Raw genomic sequence first — 17,164 nt, forward strand, 5'->3', positions numbered from 1 at the left:
GATGGACGCCCAAAGCATTGCACACTTGCTTGCGAGGGTCACGTTGCGTGATCGAACCGCATTCGCCGCCATTTATGCCGGATGTGCTCCGAAACTTTTTGCCGTCTGTTTGCGTATTCTCAAAGATAGGCAGGAAGCAGAAGAGGCTCTACAGGACGTGTTCGTCAAGATCTGGCAAAAGGCGGAGAATTTCAGCGGCGACGGTCAATCCGCAATGGGCTGGATGACTGCAATTGCCCGCTACCACTGCATTGATCGACTGAGGGCGCGCCGTCAGATGGGCGAAGACCTCGATGTCGCGTCGGAACTGCCTGATCTGGCTCCGGATCCAGAGCAGACGGCTATGATCAGATCTGAAGGCGCCCGCATTGACACATGCCTTGAAGAATTGGATCCTGAGCGAGCGCAGGCAGTTCGACATGCCTATGTCGAAGGGCTTTCCTACCAGGAACTGGCAGATCGCTTTGCGGTGCCGTTGAACACGATGCGCACATGGCTGCGACGCAGCCTTTTGAAACTGAGAGAGTGCATGGATGGCCACACCAGACCAGAGCAAGGGTGACCGGTCGCGAGACGAGGTCCTTGCGGGGGAATACGTACTGGGCGTGCTTGGTTCGGATGAGCGCAAGCGTGTCGAAGCGCGCCTGCGCCTCGACCCATCCTTTGCAGCAATTGTCCGTCGTTGGGAAGAGAACCTCTCCCAGTTTGATCATGAATACGCGGAGGTTAAGCCACCGGATGCGTTGTTTGCCCAGATTGAATCAAGAATTTTTGGTGACGGCGCAAAGTCGTCTCTTGGGTTCTGGGCTTCTATCTGGGCTTCCGTCGTTTTCTGGCGTTCGATAGGTCTGGTTTCGATTGCTTCACTTGCGGTTTTCATCGGTGTGAATTCTGCCGAAACCCTCCGGCCCAAGCCGGCAAGCCCGCCGCTTACCGCTGATCTTGCAAGCACCGACGATGCCATAAGCCTTGTTGCCCGCTATGAAGAGGCCACCGGCAAGATTTTCCTGACACCCATTGCAACGGGCGGCATGCGCGAAAAGTCACTCGAACTTTGGGTGGTTGAAGGGGATCAGCGACCTAGGTCTCTGGGTATTTTGCCACAGACAGGGCAGGGCGAAGTTGATGTTCCGACAGACCTGCGCTCAACCTTGAAACAGGGCGTTGTCCTGGCTGTGAGCCTTGAACCCTTCGGCGGTTCACCAACCGGACAGGCCACAGGGCCGGTCATTGCCGCAGGCCCCATGGGGTTGAGCAAATAAAGCCGATATTTATCAGAAGGTTATCAGAATCTTGTCCTGCGGGGAGGAGGTTTTGAAACTTATACCAACTCCCCTCCGTCCCTTGTGATGTTCCCGCTGAGGAACTGACACGCCCGTATCTGGCCTCGGTTTAAGGCAGAGCGGGCCCAGGAACACAAGGACAGAGGAAACCGACATGTTCAAGACCACTTTTCGCCCGCTGACGCTCGTGATCGCCATGGCCGCCGGGACCGTCGCTGCCTACGCCGAAAACCCGATGGTTGGCGGTGCCGCAATGCCTGCCGACAAGAATATCGTGGAAAATGCCGCAAACTCTGCTGATCACACCACGCTTGTTGCTGCCGTTCAGGCCGCTGGCCTGGTTGAAACCCTGTCGGGTGCAGGTCCCTTCACGGTCTTTGCCCCGGTCAACGCCGCTTTCGAAGCCCTGCCAGCTGGCACGGTTGACACACTTCTTAAGCCCGAAAGCAAGGAGCAGCTCACCAAGGTCCTGACCTGCCATGTGGTCGCTGCGGAAGTCATGTCTGACGCGCTGGCAAAGATGATCATGGATGCCGGTGGCGAAGCAGATGTGACCACCGTCGGCGGTTGTGTGCTGAAGGCCAAGGCCGAAGACGGCAAGGTAACCCTGACTGATGAAAACGGTGGCGTTGCCACAGTGACTATCGCTGACGTCAAGCAGTCCAATGGTGTCATTCACGTCATCGACACTGTGATCTTGCCCAAGTCCTGAACAACGGCCTGCGGGTCTCCGCCGGCCCGTCATGCCTGAGGCCGAAAGCCATCGCGTTAGGCTTGTCGGCCTACGGTCTCGATGATCGCGTTTCTGAGGTCATCGAGACCACTTCCCTTTTCCGACGACGTGGCCAGGATGCCTGGATAGGCTGCGGGACGTTTCCGGATTTTCTCCTGGGTCTCTCCGATGAGGCGAGGAATGCCTGCTTCCTTGATCTTGTCTGTTTTTGTCAGAACGATCTGGTAGGACACGGCAGCCTTGTCCAGAAGGTCCAGTACCTCTTCATCATTTTTCTTGATGCCATGGCGCGCGTCGATCAGCACATAGACGCGCTTCAAGGTTGCCCGTCCTCGCAGATAATCGAACACCAGTTTGGTCCAGGCGTCGACTTGTGCCTTGGGTGCCTGTGCATAGCCGTAACCCGGCATGTCCACGATGGCCATAGGCGGGAGGTCATCGCCTTCACCGGAATAGCCGTCCGGCACGAAATAATTCAGCTCCTGCGTCCGTCCGGGCGTGTTTGACGTCCGCGCAAGCCCCTTCTTTCCCACAAGCGCGTTAATCAACGACGACTTGCCGACATTGGAGCGCCCGGCAAAGGCAACTTCCAGCGGGCCCTCTGGTGGCAAAAACTTCATTGAGGGCACGCCGCGAATGAAGATCCATGGGCGACCGAAAAGTGGCTGGCTCTCTGTTGCAGAGGATGTCGTCATGGTCAGTAGCCCTTTTGTCGCCGGATATCTGTTGGTCAGGCAACATGACAGTCACCCGAGAGGATCAGAATGGCCTGTATAGCGGCCTCACCGCCTTGAGAAGTTCACGATCGCTCTCTGAATGTCCAATTCGTTTGCGAATGCTTGAACGGCTACCGAACGGCACCGCTCCAATTGGCTTGGTGATTCAGGGTTTGGCTCGCAATGTCAAGCTTGCGCTTTCACAATGGGGAGGCGCGCCGCAAGCGCCGCTCCTCCAGGAAGTGGTGCAAGAGATAGACCAGGAGTGCAGCAAATACGATGGAACCGCCCAGAATGGTTTGCCTGCTTGGGATCTCCTGAAACAGGATCGCCACCCAAAGCGGCGCCAGGATCATCTCAAGCGTTCCAAGAAGACCCGCAAGCGCTGACGGAATAAATCGGGCTCCCGTCACGTATAACGCCATGCCAAGCCCGAGGTTGAGCCCGCCATAGGCAAAGAGCAGCAACATGTCCTGTGCCGCGACGGCAAAGCTTCCCACCTGACTTGCAGCCACGATAGCCGCAAGGAAAGACCCGGCGCTAGCCGCCGGTGTCATGCGAATGTGAGGATATCGGCGGGTAAGAACAATCATGCCGCCAAAGACAACCGGGATCGCGGCTGCAAGGATCAGTCCCCCAAGCGACCCGCCCTCACCGAGGGATGCGGACACCATGATTGTCACACCAATGCCAACCGCAGCGATTGCTGCCCAGGTCAACAGTCCGATCAATTCGCCTATGAAGATGCGTGCAAACAAAGCCGCGAAAAGTGGTATCGCCGCCATGAACAGGACGACGCTGGCAACTGTAGTTTTGCTCACCGCGAGCACGAAACACGTCGAAACCGTTGCAAATCCGACGGCAACGAAGAAGCCCGGCCAGCCCATTGCACGAAACAGTCCGACCGTACCCTCCATTCCGTCTCTGAGCAGCATGAAGGCGAAAAGGAACAGCCCCGCAAACAGGCAACGCCAGAAAACCACCGTCCAGATATCCGGTTCGGTGATAAACCGCTGGATGACGCCACCATAGCTCCAGGCAATCGCAGCACCCGCGACCAGAATCACGCCGAGCCACGCCTGACGCTTATCTTCCTGTCTTTGCAAGTCTACTGCCATTGGGAATCCAGAGGATGAGAGGACGACAAAAGAAAGCCCCGGCAAAAGCCGGGGCGCAAGGGCGGTTTACTTGGTTTCAGCCGGTTTTCGCCGGAATGCGTTGGCAATATTGCTGAAAAGCTCGATCTTGACCCCGTGGCGGCGCATGATGACCGCCTGCTGCAGGATGGAGAGTGTGTTGTTCCACGCCCAGTAGATGACCAGACCTGCCGGGAAGCTGCCGAGCATGAAGGTGAAGAGCACGGGCATCCAGTTGAACAGCATGGCCTGGGTCGGGTCTGGCGGTGTTGGGTTCATCCGCATCTGCACCCACATGGTGATACCCATGAGGATCGGCCATACACCCAGATGCAGGAAACTGGGCGAGTCGAAGGGTAGCAGGCCGAACAGGTTGATGATGCTGGTCGGATCGGGCGCCGACAGGTCCTGGATCCAGCCAAAGAATGGCGCATGGCGCATTTCGATGGTGACATAGATGACCTTGTACAGCGCAAAGAAGACCGGAATCTGCAGAAGAATTGGCCAGCAACCGGCAACGGGATTGATCTTCTCGGTCTTGTAGAGCTCCATCATTGCTTGCTGCAGCGCCATCCGATCGCTGCCATGCTTGGCCTTGAGCTCTTCGAGCTTGGGCTGAACACGCTTCATGTTCGCCATGGAGGCATATTGCTTGTTGGCCAGCGGGAAGAAGATGATCTTGACGACGATCGTTGTCAAAAGGATCGCCACGCCGAAATTCCCGATGAGATGATAGAAATAATCCATCATTTTGAACATCGGCTTGGTGATGAAGTAGAACCAGCCCCAGTCGATCATCAGATCGAACTTCGGAATGGAGAGTTGGGCGTCGTAGCCATCAATCACCGGAACACGCTTTGCTCCGGCAAAGATCAGTGTCTCGACCGTTGTGCTTTGCCCTGCCGGCACCGTCAGCGCATCGGCACGGAAATCGGCCTGAAAACGGGGTGTGCCATCGGTAAAGTGCGAAAAACGCGACTCATAGGGCAGCGTCTGGGATGGGATCAGGGACGTCGCCCAATACTTGTCGGTAATGCCGAGCCAGCCACCGGTCGCCTTCTCATTCGCCACATTGGCGTCTTCGATATCACTGTAGCTATGTTCCGACAGGCTGCCTTCCGTGCCGATGACGCCAAGAAAACCTTCGTGGATGACAAAAACGGATGCGGTTGCCGGCTTGTTGTAGCGGGTCACTCGGCCATATTGGGCAATCGTTGCGGCGGACGCCCCTTCGTTGCGAACTGTGTCCTCGAATTTGAACATGTAGTGTTCGTCGACGCTGACCTTGCGCTCAAAGGTGACACCCACTTCATTCGTGTAGGTCAAAGTCACCGGGGTAGACGGTGTCAGTTCTTCGCCTGATGCAAGCGTCCATACGGTGTTTGGACCGGGAACGCTGCCGGAATTTTCTCCCGCAATATAGCCGATTTCCGCGAAATAGCCGTCCTGCGTATTCGCCGGATTGAGCAGGGTGACGAGCGGGCTGCTGTCATCCACCGTCACATGATATTCCTTGAGGCGCAAATCATCGAGGCGAGCGCCTGTGAGATTGAGCGAGCCGGAAAGGGCAGGGGTGTCGATCGCCACTCGCGGCGTCTCCGCAGTTGACTGCTCTGCTGCCGCCCCGACCGCGCCGTTCGGAAGCGCTCCCTCGACCGTGCCTCCTGCAGGTGGTGTCGTGGATTGGGATGCAGCCTCTGTCTGCGCCTGCTGCGCAAGCCGCGCTTCCTCGGCCAGTCGCTGCTGTTCGATGCGTGGGTTCATGTAGAAGAACTGCCAGGCAAGCACGATCAGGACGGACAGGGCAATCGCGATGAAGTAATTGCGGTTGTTTTGCATCATTCTTTCCTGGAAACGGTCTCGCGGGACCGGGCGTTGGACGTCGGAGCGCTGCCTATGCGATTGTTCAGTTGCGCGACAAGTTGTGCGAAAGGTGCAGTCAGCACGTCCCTGCGGGCGACAATGACATAGTCGTGTCCCGGCTGCATTGCAAACGCCGCATTCAGTCGCACCGCTTCTTTCAGTCGACGACGCATCCGATTGCGTTCAACGGCATTGCCATGCTTCTTGGTGACGGTAAAACCCACCCGAGGTGGTGAAGAGGCGTCCTGTCGGTCAAGAACCTCTAGCAGGAACAGCCGTCCCTTGCGCTTCTCGCCATTTCTTACGGCGAGGAACTGTGGCCGGCTTTTCAGCCGCCCAACAGTCTTCTTGTCCTTATCAGAGGCCATATGCCCGTTGCCTCACCGGGTTTTCCGACTTAAGCCGAAAGACGCTTGCGACTGCGAGCGCGGCGAGCAGACAGGACCTTACGGCCACCCTTGGTAGCCATACGTGCACGGAAACCGTGACGACGCTTGCGAACAAGCTTGGACGGTTGGTAGGTACGCTTCATTTTTTTAACACCGCGGTGTGCGGCCCTTCTTGGGTTTGCATCGAATGCAAGAGCGTTGGGTTAAGCGCATGGATGTTCGCCTCGGGCGAAGGTTCCAAGCGTGCGCGGCTTATAGGGTTCGTGGATGTGAGAGTCAATCTTTTCGGCAATCACGATCGGTAGAGATGCAGCAAACATGACCGAAGACCGTCGCTTGCTGAAAAAAAGCCGGTTAAACCTGTCATCCAAAGAACACGATTCTACGTTTTTCTTAGCATGTCTGTTTTGACGCTGTTACGATACGGCTGTCTAAAGGCATTTGCTTCGGGAAAAAGGGTTCACTGGTGTCGGGGAGCTGGGGAATGATGTATAGCTTCCAGATGTCAAAGCGAACGGATCACTCATGGGCCATCGTCGAACAGGAAAACCCTGATGCGTAGTGCCGCCGATAACAGCGGCGAGGCCTTCGTCGGCCAGACTCTTGCTGGTTCCGCCTATACGATGCCGCGTCGGATCCGGGGGCTGTCAGGAAAGCTTCTCTGGTTGACCGTGATCTTTGTCATGATCGCGGAAGTGCTCATTTTTCTGCCGTCCGTTGCCAACATGCGCGAACGCTGGCTGCAGGATCGCCTCAATACTGCCGGTGCCGCCGCGATAGTCATTGATGGATTGCAACCGCTTGAAATTCCGCGGGAAGTTCAGGATGCCACCCTTCAGTCGACCGGTACGAAGGCGATCGTGCTTCGGGCAGATGGGACGTCGCAACTTGTCGCGGTCACAGAAATGCCAAGCGAGGTCGATCAGGCAATTGACCTTGGCAATTACGGCGTCTTCGAATCGATTGCCGATGCGCTTTATGTACTGGCTTTTGGCGGCGACCGTCTGCTGAGGGTGATCGGGGAACTGCCGAATGATGATACGACGGTCGAGATCGTCATGCCCGAGACAGATCTGCGATCCGCCATGCTGCAGTTCGCGCACAACGTTCTGATACTGTCGCTGATGATATCCCTCTTTACAGCGTTGCTGATCTTTCTGGCGATCAACCGCATGATGATTGCTCCAATTCGGCGCCTGACTATGAGCATGCAGGCCTTCGCCGAGAACCCGGCCGATCCGTCGCGGATCCTGATTCCGAGGGACGGAGGTGATGAGGTTGCGGTGGCAAGCAGACATCTGGCGCGCATGCAAGATGAATTGCAAAAGACCCTTAAGCAGCAAAAGAACCTGGCAGACCTTGGTCTCGCCGTTTCGAAGATAAACCATGATATGCGCAACATTCTGGCCTCCGCGCAGCTCATGTCGGATCGTCTGGTCGACGTGGACGATCCTCTAGTCAAAAGCTTTGCGCCAAAGCTGGTTCGCACCATCGACCGCGCCGTGGGTTACACGACGGAAGTCTTGGCCTATGGGCAGACGGCTGAGGCCGAACCCAAGCGCCGCTTGTTCCGCCTCTCGGATCTCTGCAGCGAAGTCCGCGAACTTCTCGCAATCGATCCGGACAGCGGTATCGAATTCATCGACGCCATCGGTGCAGACATCGAAGTGGATGCAGACAGCGAACAGCTCTTCCGGGTCATCCATAACATTTGCCGCAATGCTCACCAGGCGCTTGCCGCGCACGTACCTGACGATCCTAACCAGATGCGAAGGATCACCTTGACCGCCCATAGGATCGGGACTGTTGTCTCCATTACGATCGATGATACAGGGCCGGGCATGCCGCAAAAGGCGCGTGAGAATCTTTTCACAGCGTTCCGGGGTTCTGCACGATCAGGGGGTACAGGTCTTGGTTTGGCGATTGCCCGCGAGCTTGTGCTCGCCCATGGTGGCACGATTGCCCTTGTGGAAAAGCCAGGACCTGGAACCATGTTCCGCGTGGAAATCCCTGACAGGCCGGTGGATCTCAAGGATTGGCGCGCCCGCGCGTGACCAACGCGTTTGGCCCCGTGACAGTAAAATGACTCTTTTTTCGCAAAGGCGCTTGCATTCCTGCGCGGCAACATTTAGAGGATCGCCACACGCCGACGCACAGTCGGTCAGGCAAGCACCCGTAGCTCAGCTGGATAGAGCACCAGACTACGAATCTGGGGGTCAGAGGTTCGAATCCTTTCGGGTGCGCCATTTTATCAAATAAAAACAATTGCTTGTTACGGCTCGTTTGTTTGGCTGCCGTGAGTTAGAATTGATATGGCTTCCAGTTCAGCTAGAAAATGCGGGATGCTGAGCTGTGCGCGAGTATTGGTCATATCCGCAGTATCAATACCGGCATAACCTGATCCTCCGGCAAACAAGGTAACCCGGGCTGGTATCAGATTGCGGACTTGATAGAGCTGCGTCTCTACCCTTTCATTTGCCGGTCCCGCCGCTGCAAGACAGACTGCCGAGAAGTCTTCCATTGCGACAAGGCGAGCAACTTCAAGTGCGGGCAGGTTTGGTCCGGCATACACAACATCGAAACCGAGATCGGCCGCGACCGCTGCGACAGCGAGCAAGCCGATTTCATGCATCTCGCCATACGGTGCTGCAAACAGCAGCCGCGGCGGAGGCTCTTGCATATCCCTCTCTTGCAAAGCCGAAGCTACGCCACCTCTCAACAGCCGTTCTCCAAGCAGATGCCGGAGTGTAGCCGATACCAGATGCTCGCCTGCGACTGAAATGCGGCCGGCAGCCCAGCCCTCTCCGATCGCTTGTGATAGCGGGAGCGCAATGTCGAGCGAAAGGGCTGCCGTGCTCTTGCTGGTCGCGAGCATTCCCAAGGCCCGCGTCAGTGCACTTCCGCGTGAATGTTCTGCCAGTTTCAGGATGCGGATGATGTCCGGATCTGCCAGCCGGAGTTCAGTACGCACTTCATGAAGTCGGCACGCAATGTCTCTCGGTGCCAGGTTTGCCAGAGGCTCCTGAGTTCGACCAAGCTCTGCGAGTCCCCGAATAAGTAGACGCACTACGAGATCATCAAAAGCAAAGTCGGGCTGATCCAAGACCTCTTGGCCCGAAAAGCAATCGATGGGTTGAAACGCGCTCGCAATTGCGGGGCTATAACGTCGATCGAAAAGGTCTTGCAGCAGCATTGTCAGCTAATCAGTCCCAGACGCATGGCCGTTGCCACGAAATGCACTCGGTTCGAAACGCCCAGTTTCTGGGTGGCGGTCTTGATGTAATCGTTGACAGTATGCTCCTTGATGCCAAGCAGATCGCCAATTTCAGCAGATGTCTTTCCTTCGCAAAGCCAGCGAGCAACATCGATCTCCCGCGGTGCAAGCGATCCTTTTCGCGGCGGGGCTGGCCTGTCAAGTTCGCCAAGCTTGTCCTGTAGTCTCTGAAAAAGCTTCAGCAACTCTTGCAGATCGCGGGACATGAGAAGCAGGAACCAGACCTGATCGGAACCCTCCGCTTCAAAGCTTATGGTAAGCGTCCAGTGATCGCCGATCTGAAGCATGAGCGGGACGTGACGGCTCTGATCTTGTTGCGCCAAAGCCTCTGCAGCAGCCATGATTTCTGAATCCGCGCAGGCTAGCCTGATAACCGGAATGACGCGGTCTGGACGGCTACAGCACTCGATCGGTTCACGCATCGTCGATTTGCTGGATTGCTTGAAATGTTGCGGATCGAGGACCGCGTAGTCTGCTTCCGGTGACTGCTCAAGCGCAGAAATGACCAAGGTCTCTAACGCACTTAGCTTACGGAAACGCTGCCTTGTCGGGGCGCCAAACAGGACATTCATTCGAGTGGTATCCTGAAGATGGACAGTAAGTCGCGATTGAATACTGAGAAATGCAGTTACGGGTTGTTTGGGTGGCGCTGTATAGGTGAATTTCGATGGATCACCTTATCCCTGCACTGGAATTACGCAACATGAAACTGCGGTTTCGCTGTCGAGCTGCAATTACGTCTGATCGTTGAATGCATTTTCTCCGGTCATGTCTGAACGTTTTATCGGCCATGCACTAGCGTCCGAAGCGCGCCTGATATATCACGGAGTTCAGCTTTTTACGGATTTTCAGTGGCGGAGGGACTCATTCATGCGCTGGAAGCGGACACTTCAGCTGCTCGATGTTCATGCCGAGGGCGAGATCGGAAAAGTGGCGCTTGGCGGAGTACCAAAGATTCCGGGCGCCACGACCGCCGACAAACTGCACTGGCTGAATACCGATCCGAAAGGTCACGCACTGCGCCGGATGCTGGTGCTCGAACCTCGGGGTGCTCCGATCGGCTCCGTCAACCTGTTGCTGCCTCCGTCAGATCCCGCGGCAGACGCGGCTTTTGTCATTCTCCAACCCGATCAGGCGCATGCAAGTTCTGGTTCCAATTCCATTTGCGTGGTTACAGCCCTGCTTGAAACCGGAATGATCGAGATCCAGGAACCGGAAACGGTCATCACGCTTGAAACGGCTGCAGGTCTGGTGAAGGCGATAGCGACCTGCAGCAATGGCCGATGCGAGCGGGTAAAGCTCACCATGGTTCCCTCATTCGTCCATCAACTGGATGCTGAAATTGATACCAGTGAATGGGGCCGGATCAGATTTGACCTCAGCTATGGCGGCGTCTTCTATGCGTTGGTGGATGTGAGCGAGATCGGGCTGTCGATTACCAGGGATAAGGCGAGGCAACTGGTGGAGGCCGGTATGGTGCTGAAGCAGCAGATCAATCGCGATATCCCGCTCGTCCACCCTGAAATCCCTGCCATCTCCGGCGTTGCCTATGTCATGTTCCGTGACATCGACCCGGATGGGGCCGTGCGAACCTGCACGACGATGTGGCCTGGACGCGTCGATCGCTCGCCTTGCGGAACCGGCAATTCGGCCAACCTGGCAACGCTATATGCTCGAGGTAAGGCAAAGGTTGGTGACCTGCTGACGTCCCGTTCCATCATCGGGTCCGAATTCGAGGTTGGATTGTCTGGTGTGACGGAGGTTGCAGGGCGACCCGCTGTAATTCCCTCGATCAGCGGTCGCGGTTTTACTTTCGGTTTGCATCAGGTGGCACTGGACCCACATGATCCGTTCGATCTTGGCTTTGCCCTCACAGACGTATGGGGGCCGTCAGCGGGATCGATTGACTGATTTTCGACACATATGGCAGTCAACAAATTGATTAGATTGCAGTTCAATATGATAATTGAATCGTAAGGTTCTTACCTTTGTCGGTCTTGATATTTCACTGTGATAGAACATAAGAATAAATTGGGGATTAAGCGCTCCGAATTTTATAAGTAAACGGTAGATGAAAGAAATTCTGACAGCAGGAATAAGATCGTTGGATCATGGGAATGTTTCACTGACACTACGAGGATCTGCAGTTTTTTGTAGCCTTGATAGTAACGAAGACAATGATTGGTTGCTTCGTTGCCATACGCGAACACTGAATGCTGGTGAAAGCCTTGTCGATTTCGAGGATTCATCAAAGGATGTGTTTGTTGTTCAGTCCGGAGAGATCCGGGCTGTTTTGCGCTTTTCGATTGGCAAGGAGGCCATACTTGGAACCTTCAAACGTGGAGACACTCTGGGCGAGCTTTCCGCGATCGATCAAATGGCACGGTCCGCAAGCCTTATGGCGGTCAGCGATGCGGTGGTGACTGTCATACCTTATGCGGTGTTCCACGATATCCTGCGGCAGCGTCCACAGGTCAGCCTGTCCCTGCTGCAGCTCCTGTCAAAGCGCATCCGCGCCATGAATGAGCGCCTCTCCGAACTCTCATTCCTTGATACGAAGCATCGCCTCTACAATACGCTTCTCAGGCTGTCGCGACTTAGGCAGGATGGCAGCCAGGAGCGCATCATTTCTCCACCTTTGGTGCATGCAGAACTGGCTGAACATATTGGTGCCAGCCGGGAAACGGTGTCGAGAGAAATGTCGCGGCTGGCCAGGGAACAATTGGTGGAGCGTACCAGTCGCGCCATTGTCCTGAAGAACCCTTTGGAACTCTCCAGGCGGATTTCTAGAGCGTTGGAAGGCTGATCGGTTCCCGTTGATTAAGGATAGATCACGCCTTTTCGCAAGATCACATTTGCATACAAGCGCGGCTCACCCGTCTGGACAATCGTATGGGCCGCCTTTACGCGTGCGTAAAAGTCGGCGCCGATCAATGGTGTCACGGAAATCTTGGGCTCATGATACCCGCAGCAATCAATGATCTCTCGATGCACGGGTTCCACCTGATCCGGTCTTCCACCAACCGTTGATCGAAAGATTGCATCTTCGACAAAGTCATCGATTGGCATCACGCTCAAGACCGCATTGAGCACCGGCAGAAGCAAGTGTCCATCCATCCGCACTAGTCGCCGAGCGTGTTCCTGTGCGGGGTAGTTGCCGTCAACGATTGCGATTTCATCCCCATGACCCATGGCGCGAAGTGTCGCCAGAAGTTCGGGGCCGAGGAGCGGATCAATTCCCTTCAGCATTGTGTATTTCCTTGAAAAGGACCGCCTGGTCTAGCAGATAACGGTCAAAGATGGGGAGGCTTGCCCCGCCGATGGCGCGGGCCTGCGCACCGACTGCGCCACCCACGATATCGGGACGGACGATACCCTGGAGATCCAGTTCTTCAAGAGCTTCGATCGTTGCCGCAACAATCCGCTCTCGGACCCAGGACGGGAAGCCACCGTCGATAATCGCGGCGGAAAAGTCGATGATCGATGCTGCGGCCACAACGGCTTGCGCCAATGCATTCGCAGTATCCCTGATCCATATTTCCAGCGGCTCCCCAAAGTCTATCCACTCATCGGCAGCATACCAAAGTGGCTGCGGATCGATCCCTCTTTCACGAAGAAGGTTCTCCAGTACGAAGATCGAAGCAATCTCCAGCAACTGCCGGGTCTTGCCCTGTTTGTCCCGAACTGGCAGTGGACCGATCGCGCCGGCGGTCCCCGTTCGCCCGACAAACAGCGATGAATTGACAACCACACCGCCGCCAATAAACGACCCGACATAGAAATAGACAAAGTCCGGATAGCGGGGGCCCACCCCGAAGACGAGTTCTGCGCCGCAGGCGCTTGTCGCGTCATTTCGCAGATAGACAGGATGTTCGATCCGGCTGGCCACGTCCGCCTGGAGGTCAACATCGCGCCAGACGTCCATGACCCCCTCGGGCGCGCCTACCTCTTCGGCCCAGTTCCACAGCTCGAATGGAGCTGCTATCCCAACGCCTGCAATGTTCCCTAATTGCTTCGGGGTCAGCTCCTGCTCGATTGCCGCAATCCCTTGGCAAATGAAGGCCAGTAAAGCATCGGGCATCGGATAGGGGTAAGTCATGTGTCGGGACTTGCGGATTTGGCCGACGAAATCCATCAGCACCAGATCTGCGCTGCGTCGGCCCATTTTGACACCAAAGGAAAAAACGGCTTCCGGGTTCAGGTACATGGGGATGGAGGGTTGGCCGACTCTTCCGCGAACCGGCGCACCGCGGATCAGCAATTCGTCTTTTTCAAGTGACCGCATGATCACCGAAACCGTCTGGGCGGATAAACCGGTCTTGCGGGCAATGTCTGCCTTTGAATAACCTTGGTTCTGGCGGACCAGCGACAGCACGAGCCTCTCGTTGTAAGCGCGTACGCGCACCTGATTTGCCCCGCCACCAGCAGTGGACCAGGAGGCGTTCTCCATAAGATCTGTCGTTTCATCTTGTGACAATGTCGGTCGCTCCTCTCGACCCTCCCCTATGGGAGTGACCTGATCATGTCACAACCGATTAATAATTCAACTCGATTTATTTATTGACAGGGAGAAAGTTATGATGTTCTTAATTGTGCCGTGGAGGAGCGGCGCAAGAAGCGCCTTGTTACAGCGCAGACTGCGTTGTGAGCCGCCACATTGCGGCCGGAGGAGCTGGCCGAACCACTCTTGGGAGGAATGAATGAAAAAGTCTCTTATCACTGCTGCTCTGTCGACCCTGGCTCTTGGCGCTGCTTTCGCCATGCCGGCGCAGGCCGCAGACGTCTCCGCCTGCCTCATCACCAAAACCGACACGAACCCCTTTTTCGTCAAGATGAAGGAGGGCGCAACCGCCAAGGCCGCAGAACTCGGCGTTGAGCTGAAGTCTTATGCAGGTAAGATCGACGGTGACTCCGAAAGCCAGGTTGCTGCAATCGAAACATGCATTGCCGATGGCGCCAAAGGCATCCTTTTGACGGCCTCCGACACCAAGGGCATCGTTCCCGCTGTCCAGAAAGCACGTGACGCAGGCCTGCTCGTCATTGCCCTCGACACTCCGCTAGAGCCGATCGATGCAGCCGACCAGACATTTGCAACAGACAACCTGCTGGCTGGTGAGCTGATTGGAAAATGGGCTGCGGCAACCCTGGGTGATGCCGCCAAAGATGCCCGGATCGGCTTCTTGAACCTGACGCCATCCCAGCCGTCCGTCGACGTCCTGCGAAACCAGGGCTTCATGAAGGGCTTCGGCATCGATGTCGCGGACATCACCAAGATCGGCGATGAGACAGATCCGCGCATCGTCGGCCACGACGTCACAAACGGCAACGAGGAAGGCGGACGGACCGCGATGGAAAACCTTCTGCAGAAGGACCCAACCATCAATGTTGTGCACACCATCAACGAGCCCGCAGCGGCTGGTGCCTATGAGGCTCTGAAGGCTCTCGGACGCGAAAATGATGTGCTGATCGTATCGGTCGACGGTGGCTGCCCGGGCGTCAAGAACGTGGCCGACGGTGTCATCGGCGCAACGTCTCAGCAGTATCCTCTGCTGATGGCCTCTCTGGGCATCGAGGCGATCAAGAAGTTTGCTGATACCGGCGAAAAGCCAAGCGCGACCGAAGGCAAGAACTTCTTTGATACCGGTGTTGCGCTTGTGACTGACAAGCCGGCTGCAGGCGTCGAATCCATCGATACCAAGACCGGGATGGACAGGTGCTGGGGCTAAACCCAGCCTGTCACGCCTGCCCCTTGCTTCAGGGAGTGTTTCTAACTCCCTGAAGCCCGGCGTGATGGTGTCCGGCCCGTCGCGGCGGCGGGCCGGATTTTTTGTTTCCAGATGATCAATTTGAGAACGGCAGGGAGGATGACCCATGCAGCCGGCCAGTCCCGATACGCGAGCACCGCAGGAGTTTGAAAAGGTCCTCGGTCAAAGCTCGACCGAAGTTGCTTCCTTCGATAACAGCGAACGCACTTTCCTTCAGCGCTTTCAGCATTTCCTGCATTCTAATCCGGCCGCAGTGCCGTTGATCGTGCTGATTCTCTCGATCATTGCCTTTGGTCTCCTGCTGGGCGGAAAGTTCTTCTCTGCCTTTACCCTCACCCTGATCCTTCAGCAGGTAGCAATTGTCGGCATTGTCGGTGCTGCCCAGACCCTGGTCATTATCACAGCCGGTATCGACCTGTCGGTGGGGGCGATCATGGTGCTGTCCTCGGTTGTCATGGGCCAGTTTGCCTTCCGCTATGGCCTCCCACCGGAGCTCGCTATTCTTTGCGGCTTTGCAGTCGGTGCCTTCTGCGGCTTTATCAATGGCGTGCTGGTTGCCAAGATGAAACTGCCGCCTTTCATCGTGACGCTCGGCATGTGGCAGATCGTTCTTGCCTCGAATTTCCTCTATTCGGCCAATGAAACCATTCGCAGCCAGGATATTGCCGCAGACGCTCCCATCCTCCAGTTTTTCGGTGAAAGTATCCGATTTGGTGGAGCAGTCTTCACCTATGGCGTTATTGCGATGGTCCTGCTTGTGGCGCTTCTATGGTACGTTCTCAACCATACGGCATGGGGACGCCACGTCTACGCTGTCGGCGACGACCCGGATGCCGCCGAACTTGCAGGTGTCAATGTCAAGGGAATGTTGATTGCCGTCTATACCTGCTCAGGCTTGATCTGCGCCTTGGCGGGCTGGGCCCTGATCGGTCGTATCGGCTCCGTCTCGCCCACCGCGGGCCAGTTCGCCAATATCGAGTCGATTACCGCTGTTGTGATCGGCGGTATCTCCCTCTTCGGCGGTCGCGGCTCGATCCTCGGCATGCTCTTCGGCGCTTTGATCGTTGGTGTGTTTTCGCTGGGACTGCGTCTGATCGGGACCGACCCGCAATGGACCTATCTCCTGATCGGCGTTCTCATCATCTCCGCCGTGGCAATCGACCAGTGGATCAGAAAGGTAGCAGGCTGATGACACAGAATCCCATTCTCACCGCCCGCAATCTCGTCAAGCGCTATGGCCGCGTCACGGCACTCGACCACGCTGATTTTGACCTCTATCCCGGCGAGATCCTTGCCGTGATCGGTGATAACGGCGCCGGCAAATCGTCTCTCATCAAGGCAATCTCCGGGGCTGTCACGCCGGATGCCGGCGAAATCCGTCTGGAAGGCAAGTCCGTCATGTTCCGCTCGCCGATCGAGGCGCGCAAGGCCGGCATTGAAACTGTCTATCAGAACCTTGCGCTCTCGCCGGCTCTGTCGATTGCCGACAACATGTTCCTTGGTCGCGAAATCCGTAAACCGGGCATCATGGGGAGTCTGTTCCGCAAGCTCGACCGCCTGGCCATGGAAAAGTTCGCACGCGACAAGCTTTCGGAACTCGGGCTGATGACCATTCAGAACATCAATCAGGCAGTCGAAACGCTGTCCGGTGGTCAAAGGCAGGGTGTTGCCGTTGCCCGCGCAGCTGCCTTCGGTTCGAAAGTGATCATCCTTGATGAACCAACCGCTGCCCTTGGTGTCAAGGAAAGCCGCAAGGTTCTGGAACTGATCCTTGATGTTCGTTCACGTGGTCTGCCGATTGTGCTGATTTCGCACAACATGCCGCATGTGTTCGAGGTTGCAGATCGCATTCACGTTCACCGGCTCGGAAAACGCCTTTGCGTCATCAATCCGAAGGACTACACGATGTCAGATGCCGTGGCCTTCATGACCGGCGCACGACCGGCCCCGGATGCAGAGTTGGCGGCTTAGAAAGCGTCAACCCCGCCCCACTGACAATCAAGAA

General features: G+C 56.3%; 18 protein-coding genes and 1 tRNA gene. 10 read left to right on the forward strand and 9 right to left on the reverse strand.

Features of this window, described 5'->3' with window-relative positions; genetic code table 11:
* The first annotated feature begins 1 nt into the window (after position 1).
* The 3 genes from FE840_RS06600 to FE840_RS06610 all read left to right on the forward strand — a co-directional run bounded on the left by FE840_RS06600 (position 2) and on the right by FE840_RS06610 (position 1,995).
* Positions 2-562: a sigma-70 family RNA polymerase sigma factor gene (locus FE840_RS06600; protein ID WP_138285629.1), complete on the forward strand. Its 561-nt coding sequence runs from the start codon at positions 2-4 to the stop codon at positions 560-562.
* The gene (locus FE840_RS06605) at positions 534-1,262 is read left to right on the forward strand and encodes an anti-sigma factor (RefSeq protein ID WP_138285628.1); all 729 of its coding nucleotides are present in this window, start codon (positions 534-536) and stop codon (positions 1,260-1,262) included. Before FE840_RS06600 ends, FE840_RS06605 begins: the two co-directional genes overlap by 29 nt.
* A 175-nt stretch (positions 1,263-1,437) precedes the next feature.
* Positions 1,438-1,995, forward strand: coding sequence for a fasciclin domain-containing protein (locus FE840_RS06610; RefSeq protein WP_138285627.1), 558 nt, complete (start codon positions 1,438-1,440; stop codon positions 1,993-1,995).
* A gap of 56 nt (positions 1,996-2,051) precedes the next feature.
* On the opposite strand, the gene yihA is transcribed toward FE840_RS06610, so the two are convergent.
* From yihA to rpmH, 5 genes are all read right to left on the reverse strand, one after another.
* The gene (gene yihA / locus FE840_RS06615) at positions 2,052-2,711 is read right to left on the reverse strand and encodes a ribosome biogenesis GTP-binding protein YihA/YsxC (protein WP_138285626.1); all 660 of its coding nucleotides are present in this window, start codon (positions 2,709-2,711) and stop codon (positions 2,052-2,054) included.
* A 221-nt stretch (positions 2,712-2,932) separates the two neighbouring features.
* Positions 2,933-3,850 (reverse strand): DMT family transporter, encoded by a 918-nt coding sequence (locus FE840_RS06620; protein WP_138285625.1) that lies wholly within the window; start codon positions 3,848-3,850, stop codon positions 2,933-2,935.
* 66 nt (positions 3,851-3,916) lie between these two features.
* On the reverse strand, positions 3,917-5,707 hold the full coding sequence (yidC, locus tag FE840_RS06625) for a membrane protein insertase YidC (protein WP_138285624.1): 1,791 nt from the start codon (positions 5,705-5,707) through the stop codon (positions 3,917-3,919).
* Positions 5,707-6,099, reverse strand: coding sequence for a ribonuclease P protein component (gene rnpA, locus FE840_RS06630; protein WP_138285623.1), 393 nt, complete (start codon positions 6,097-6,099; stop codon positions 5,707-5,709). The genes yidC and rnpA overlap by 1 nt, the downstream gene beginning before the upstream one ends.
* A gap of 29 nt (positions 6,100-6,128) precedes the next feature.
* Positions 6,129-6,263, reverse strand: coding sequence for a 50S ribosomal protein L34 (gene rpmH, locus FE840_RS06635; protein WP_138285622.1), 135 nt, complete (start codon positions 6,261-6,263; stop codon positions 6,129-6,131).
* A 480-nt stretch (positions 6,264-6,743) separates the two neighbouring features.
* On the opposite strand from rpmH, the gene FE840_RS06640 reads away from it, so the two are divergent.
* Together FE840_RS06640 and FE840_RS06645 are read left to right on the forward strand one after the other, a co-directional pair.
* Complete coding sequence (locus FE840_RS06640) at positions 6,744-8,174, forward strand: sensor histidine kinase (protein WP_246318893.1); 1,431 nt, start codon at positions 6,744-6,746, stop codon at positions 8,172-8,174.
* A 115-nt stretch (positions 8,175-8,289) separates the two neighbouring features.
* A tRNA-Arg gene (locus FE840_RS06645) sits at positions 8,290-8,366 on the forward strand.
* A 26-nt stretch (positions 8,367-8,392) separates the two neighbouring features.
* Here the strand turns inward: FE840_RS06645 and FE840_RS06650 are convergent.
* Positions 8,393-9,313 carry a hypothetical protein gene (locus FE840_RS06650; RefSeq protein WP_138285620.1) on the reverse strand — a complete coding sequence of 307 codons (921 nt, stop codon included), beginning with the start codon at positions 9,311-9,313 and terminating at the stop codon, positions 8,393-8,395.
* Positions 9,314-9,315: 2 nt separating this feature from the next.
* Positions 9,316-9,966, reverse strand: coding sequence for a helix-turn-helix transcriptional regulator (locus FE840_RS06655; protein WP_138285619.1), 651 nt, complete (start codon positions 9,964-9,966; stop codon positions 9,316-9,318).
* A 298-nt stretch (positions 9,967-10,264) separates the two neighbouring features.
* Between FE840_RS06655 and FE840_RS06660 the strand changes: the two genes are divergently transcribed.
* Positions 10,265-11,305 carry a proline racemase family protein gene (locus tag FE840_RS06660; RefSeq protein WP_138285618.1) on the forward strand — a complete coding sequence of 347 codons (1,041 nt, stop codon included), beginning with the start codon at positions 10,265-10,267 and terminating at the stop codon, positions 11,303-11,305.
* A gap of 160 nt (positions 11,306-11,465) precedes the next feature.
* Positions 11,466-12,200 (forward strand): Crp/Fnr family transcriptional regulator, encoded by a 735-nt coding sequence (locus tag FE840_RS06665; protein ID WP_138285617.1) that lies wholly within the window; start codon positions 11,466-11,468, stop codon positions 12,198-12,200.
* A gap of 14 nt (positions 12,201-12,214) precedes the next feature.
* Here FE840_RS06665 and FE840_RS06670 read toward each other — a convergent pair whose 3' ends face one another.
* Positions 12,215-12,643, reverse strand: a complete 429-nt coding sequence (locus FE840_RS06670) for an RbsD/FucU family protein (protein WP_138285616.1) — start codon at positions 12,641-12,643, stop codon at positions 12,215-12,217.
* Positions 12,627-13,844: an ROK family transcriptional regulator gene (locus FE840_RS06675; protein WP_138285990.1), complete on the reverse strand. Its 1,218-nt coding sequence runs from the start codon at positions 13,842-13,844 to the stop codon at positions 12,627-12,629. Before FE840_RS06675 ends, FE840_RS06670 begins: the two co-directional genes overlap by 17 nt.
* Positions 13,845-14,094: 250 nt before the next feature.
* On the opposite strand from FE840_RS06675, the gene FE840_RS06680 reads away from it, so the two are divergent.
* The 3 genes from FE840_RS06680 (at position 14,095) to FE840_RS06690 (ending at position 17,130) form a co-directional block, all read left to right on the forward strand.
* Positions 14,095-15,120 (forward strand): sugar ABC transporter substrate-binding protein, encoded by a 1,026-nt coding sequence (locus FE840_RS06680; protein WP_138285615.1) that lies wholly within the window; start codon positions 14,095-14,097, stop codon positions 15,118-15,120.
* 145 nt (positions 15,121-15,265) lie between these two features.
* A complete protein-coding gene (locus FE840_RS06685) occupies positions 15,266-16,348 on the forward strand; it encodes an ABC transporter permease (protein WP_138285614.1) in 1,083 nt (360 codons plus the stop codon).
* Entirely contained in the window at positions 16,348-17,130 is a 783-nt protein-coding gene (locus tag FE840_RS06690; RefSeq protein ID WP_138285613.1) for an ATP-binding cassette domain-containing protein, read from the forward strand. The genes FE840_RS06685 and FE840_RS06690 overlap by 1 nt, the downstream gene beginning before the upstream one ends.
* Positions 17,131-17,164 lie beyond the last annotated feature (34 nt).

The organism is Peteryoungia desertarenae (assembly GCF_005860795.2).
GTDB lineage: Bacteria > Pseudomonadota > Alphaproteobacteria > Rhizobiales > Rhizobiaceae > Allorhizobium > Allorhizobium desertarenae.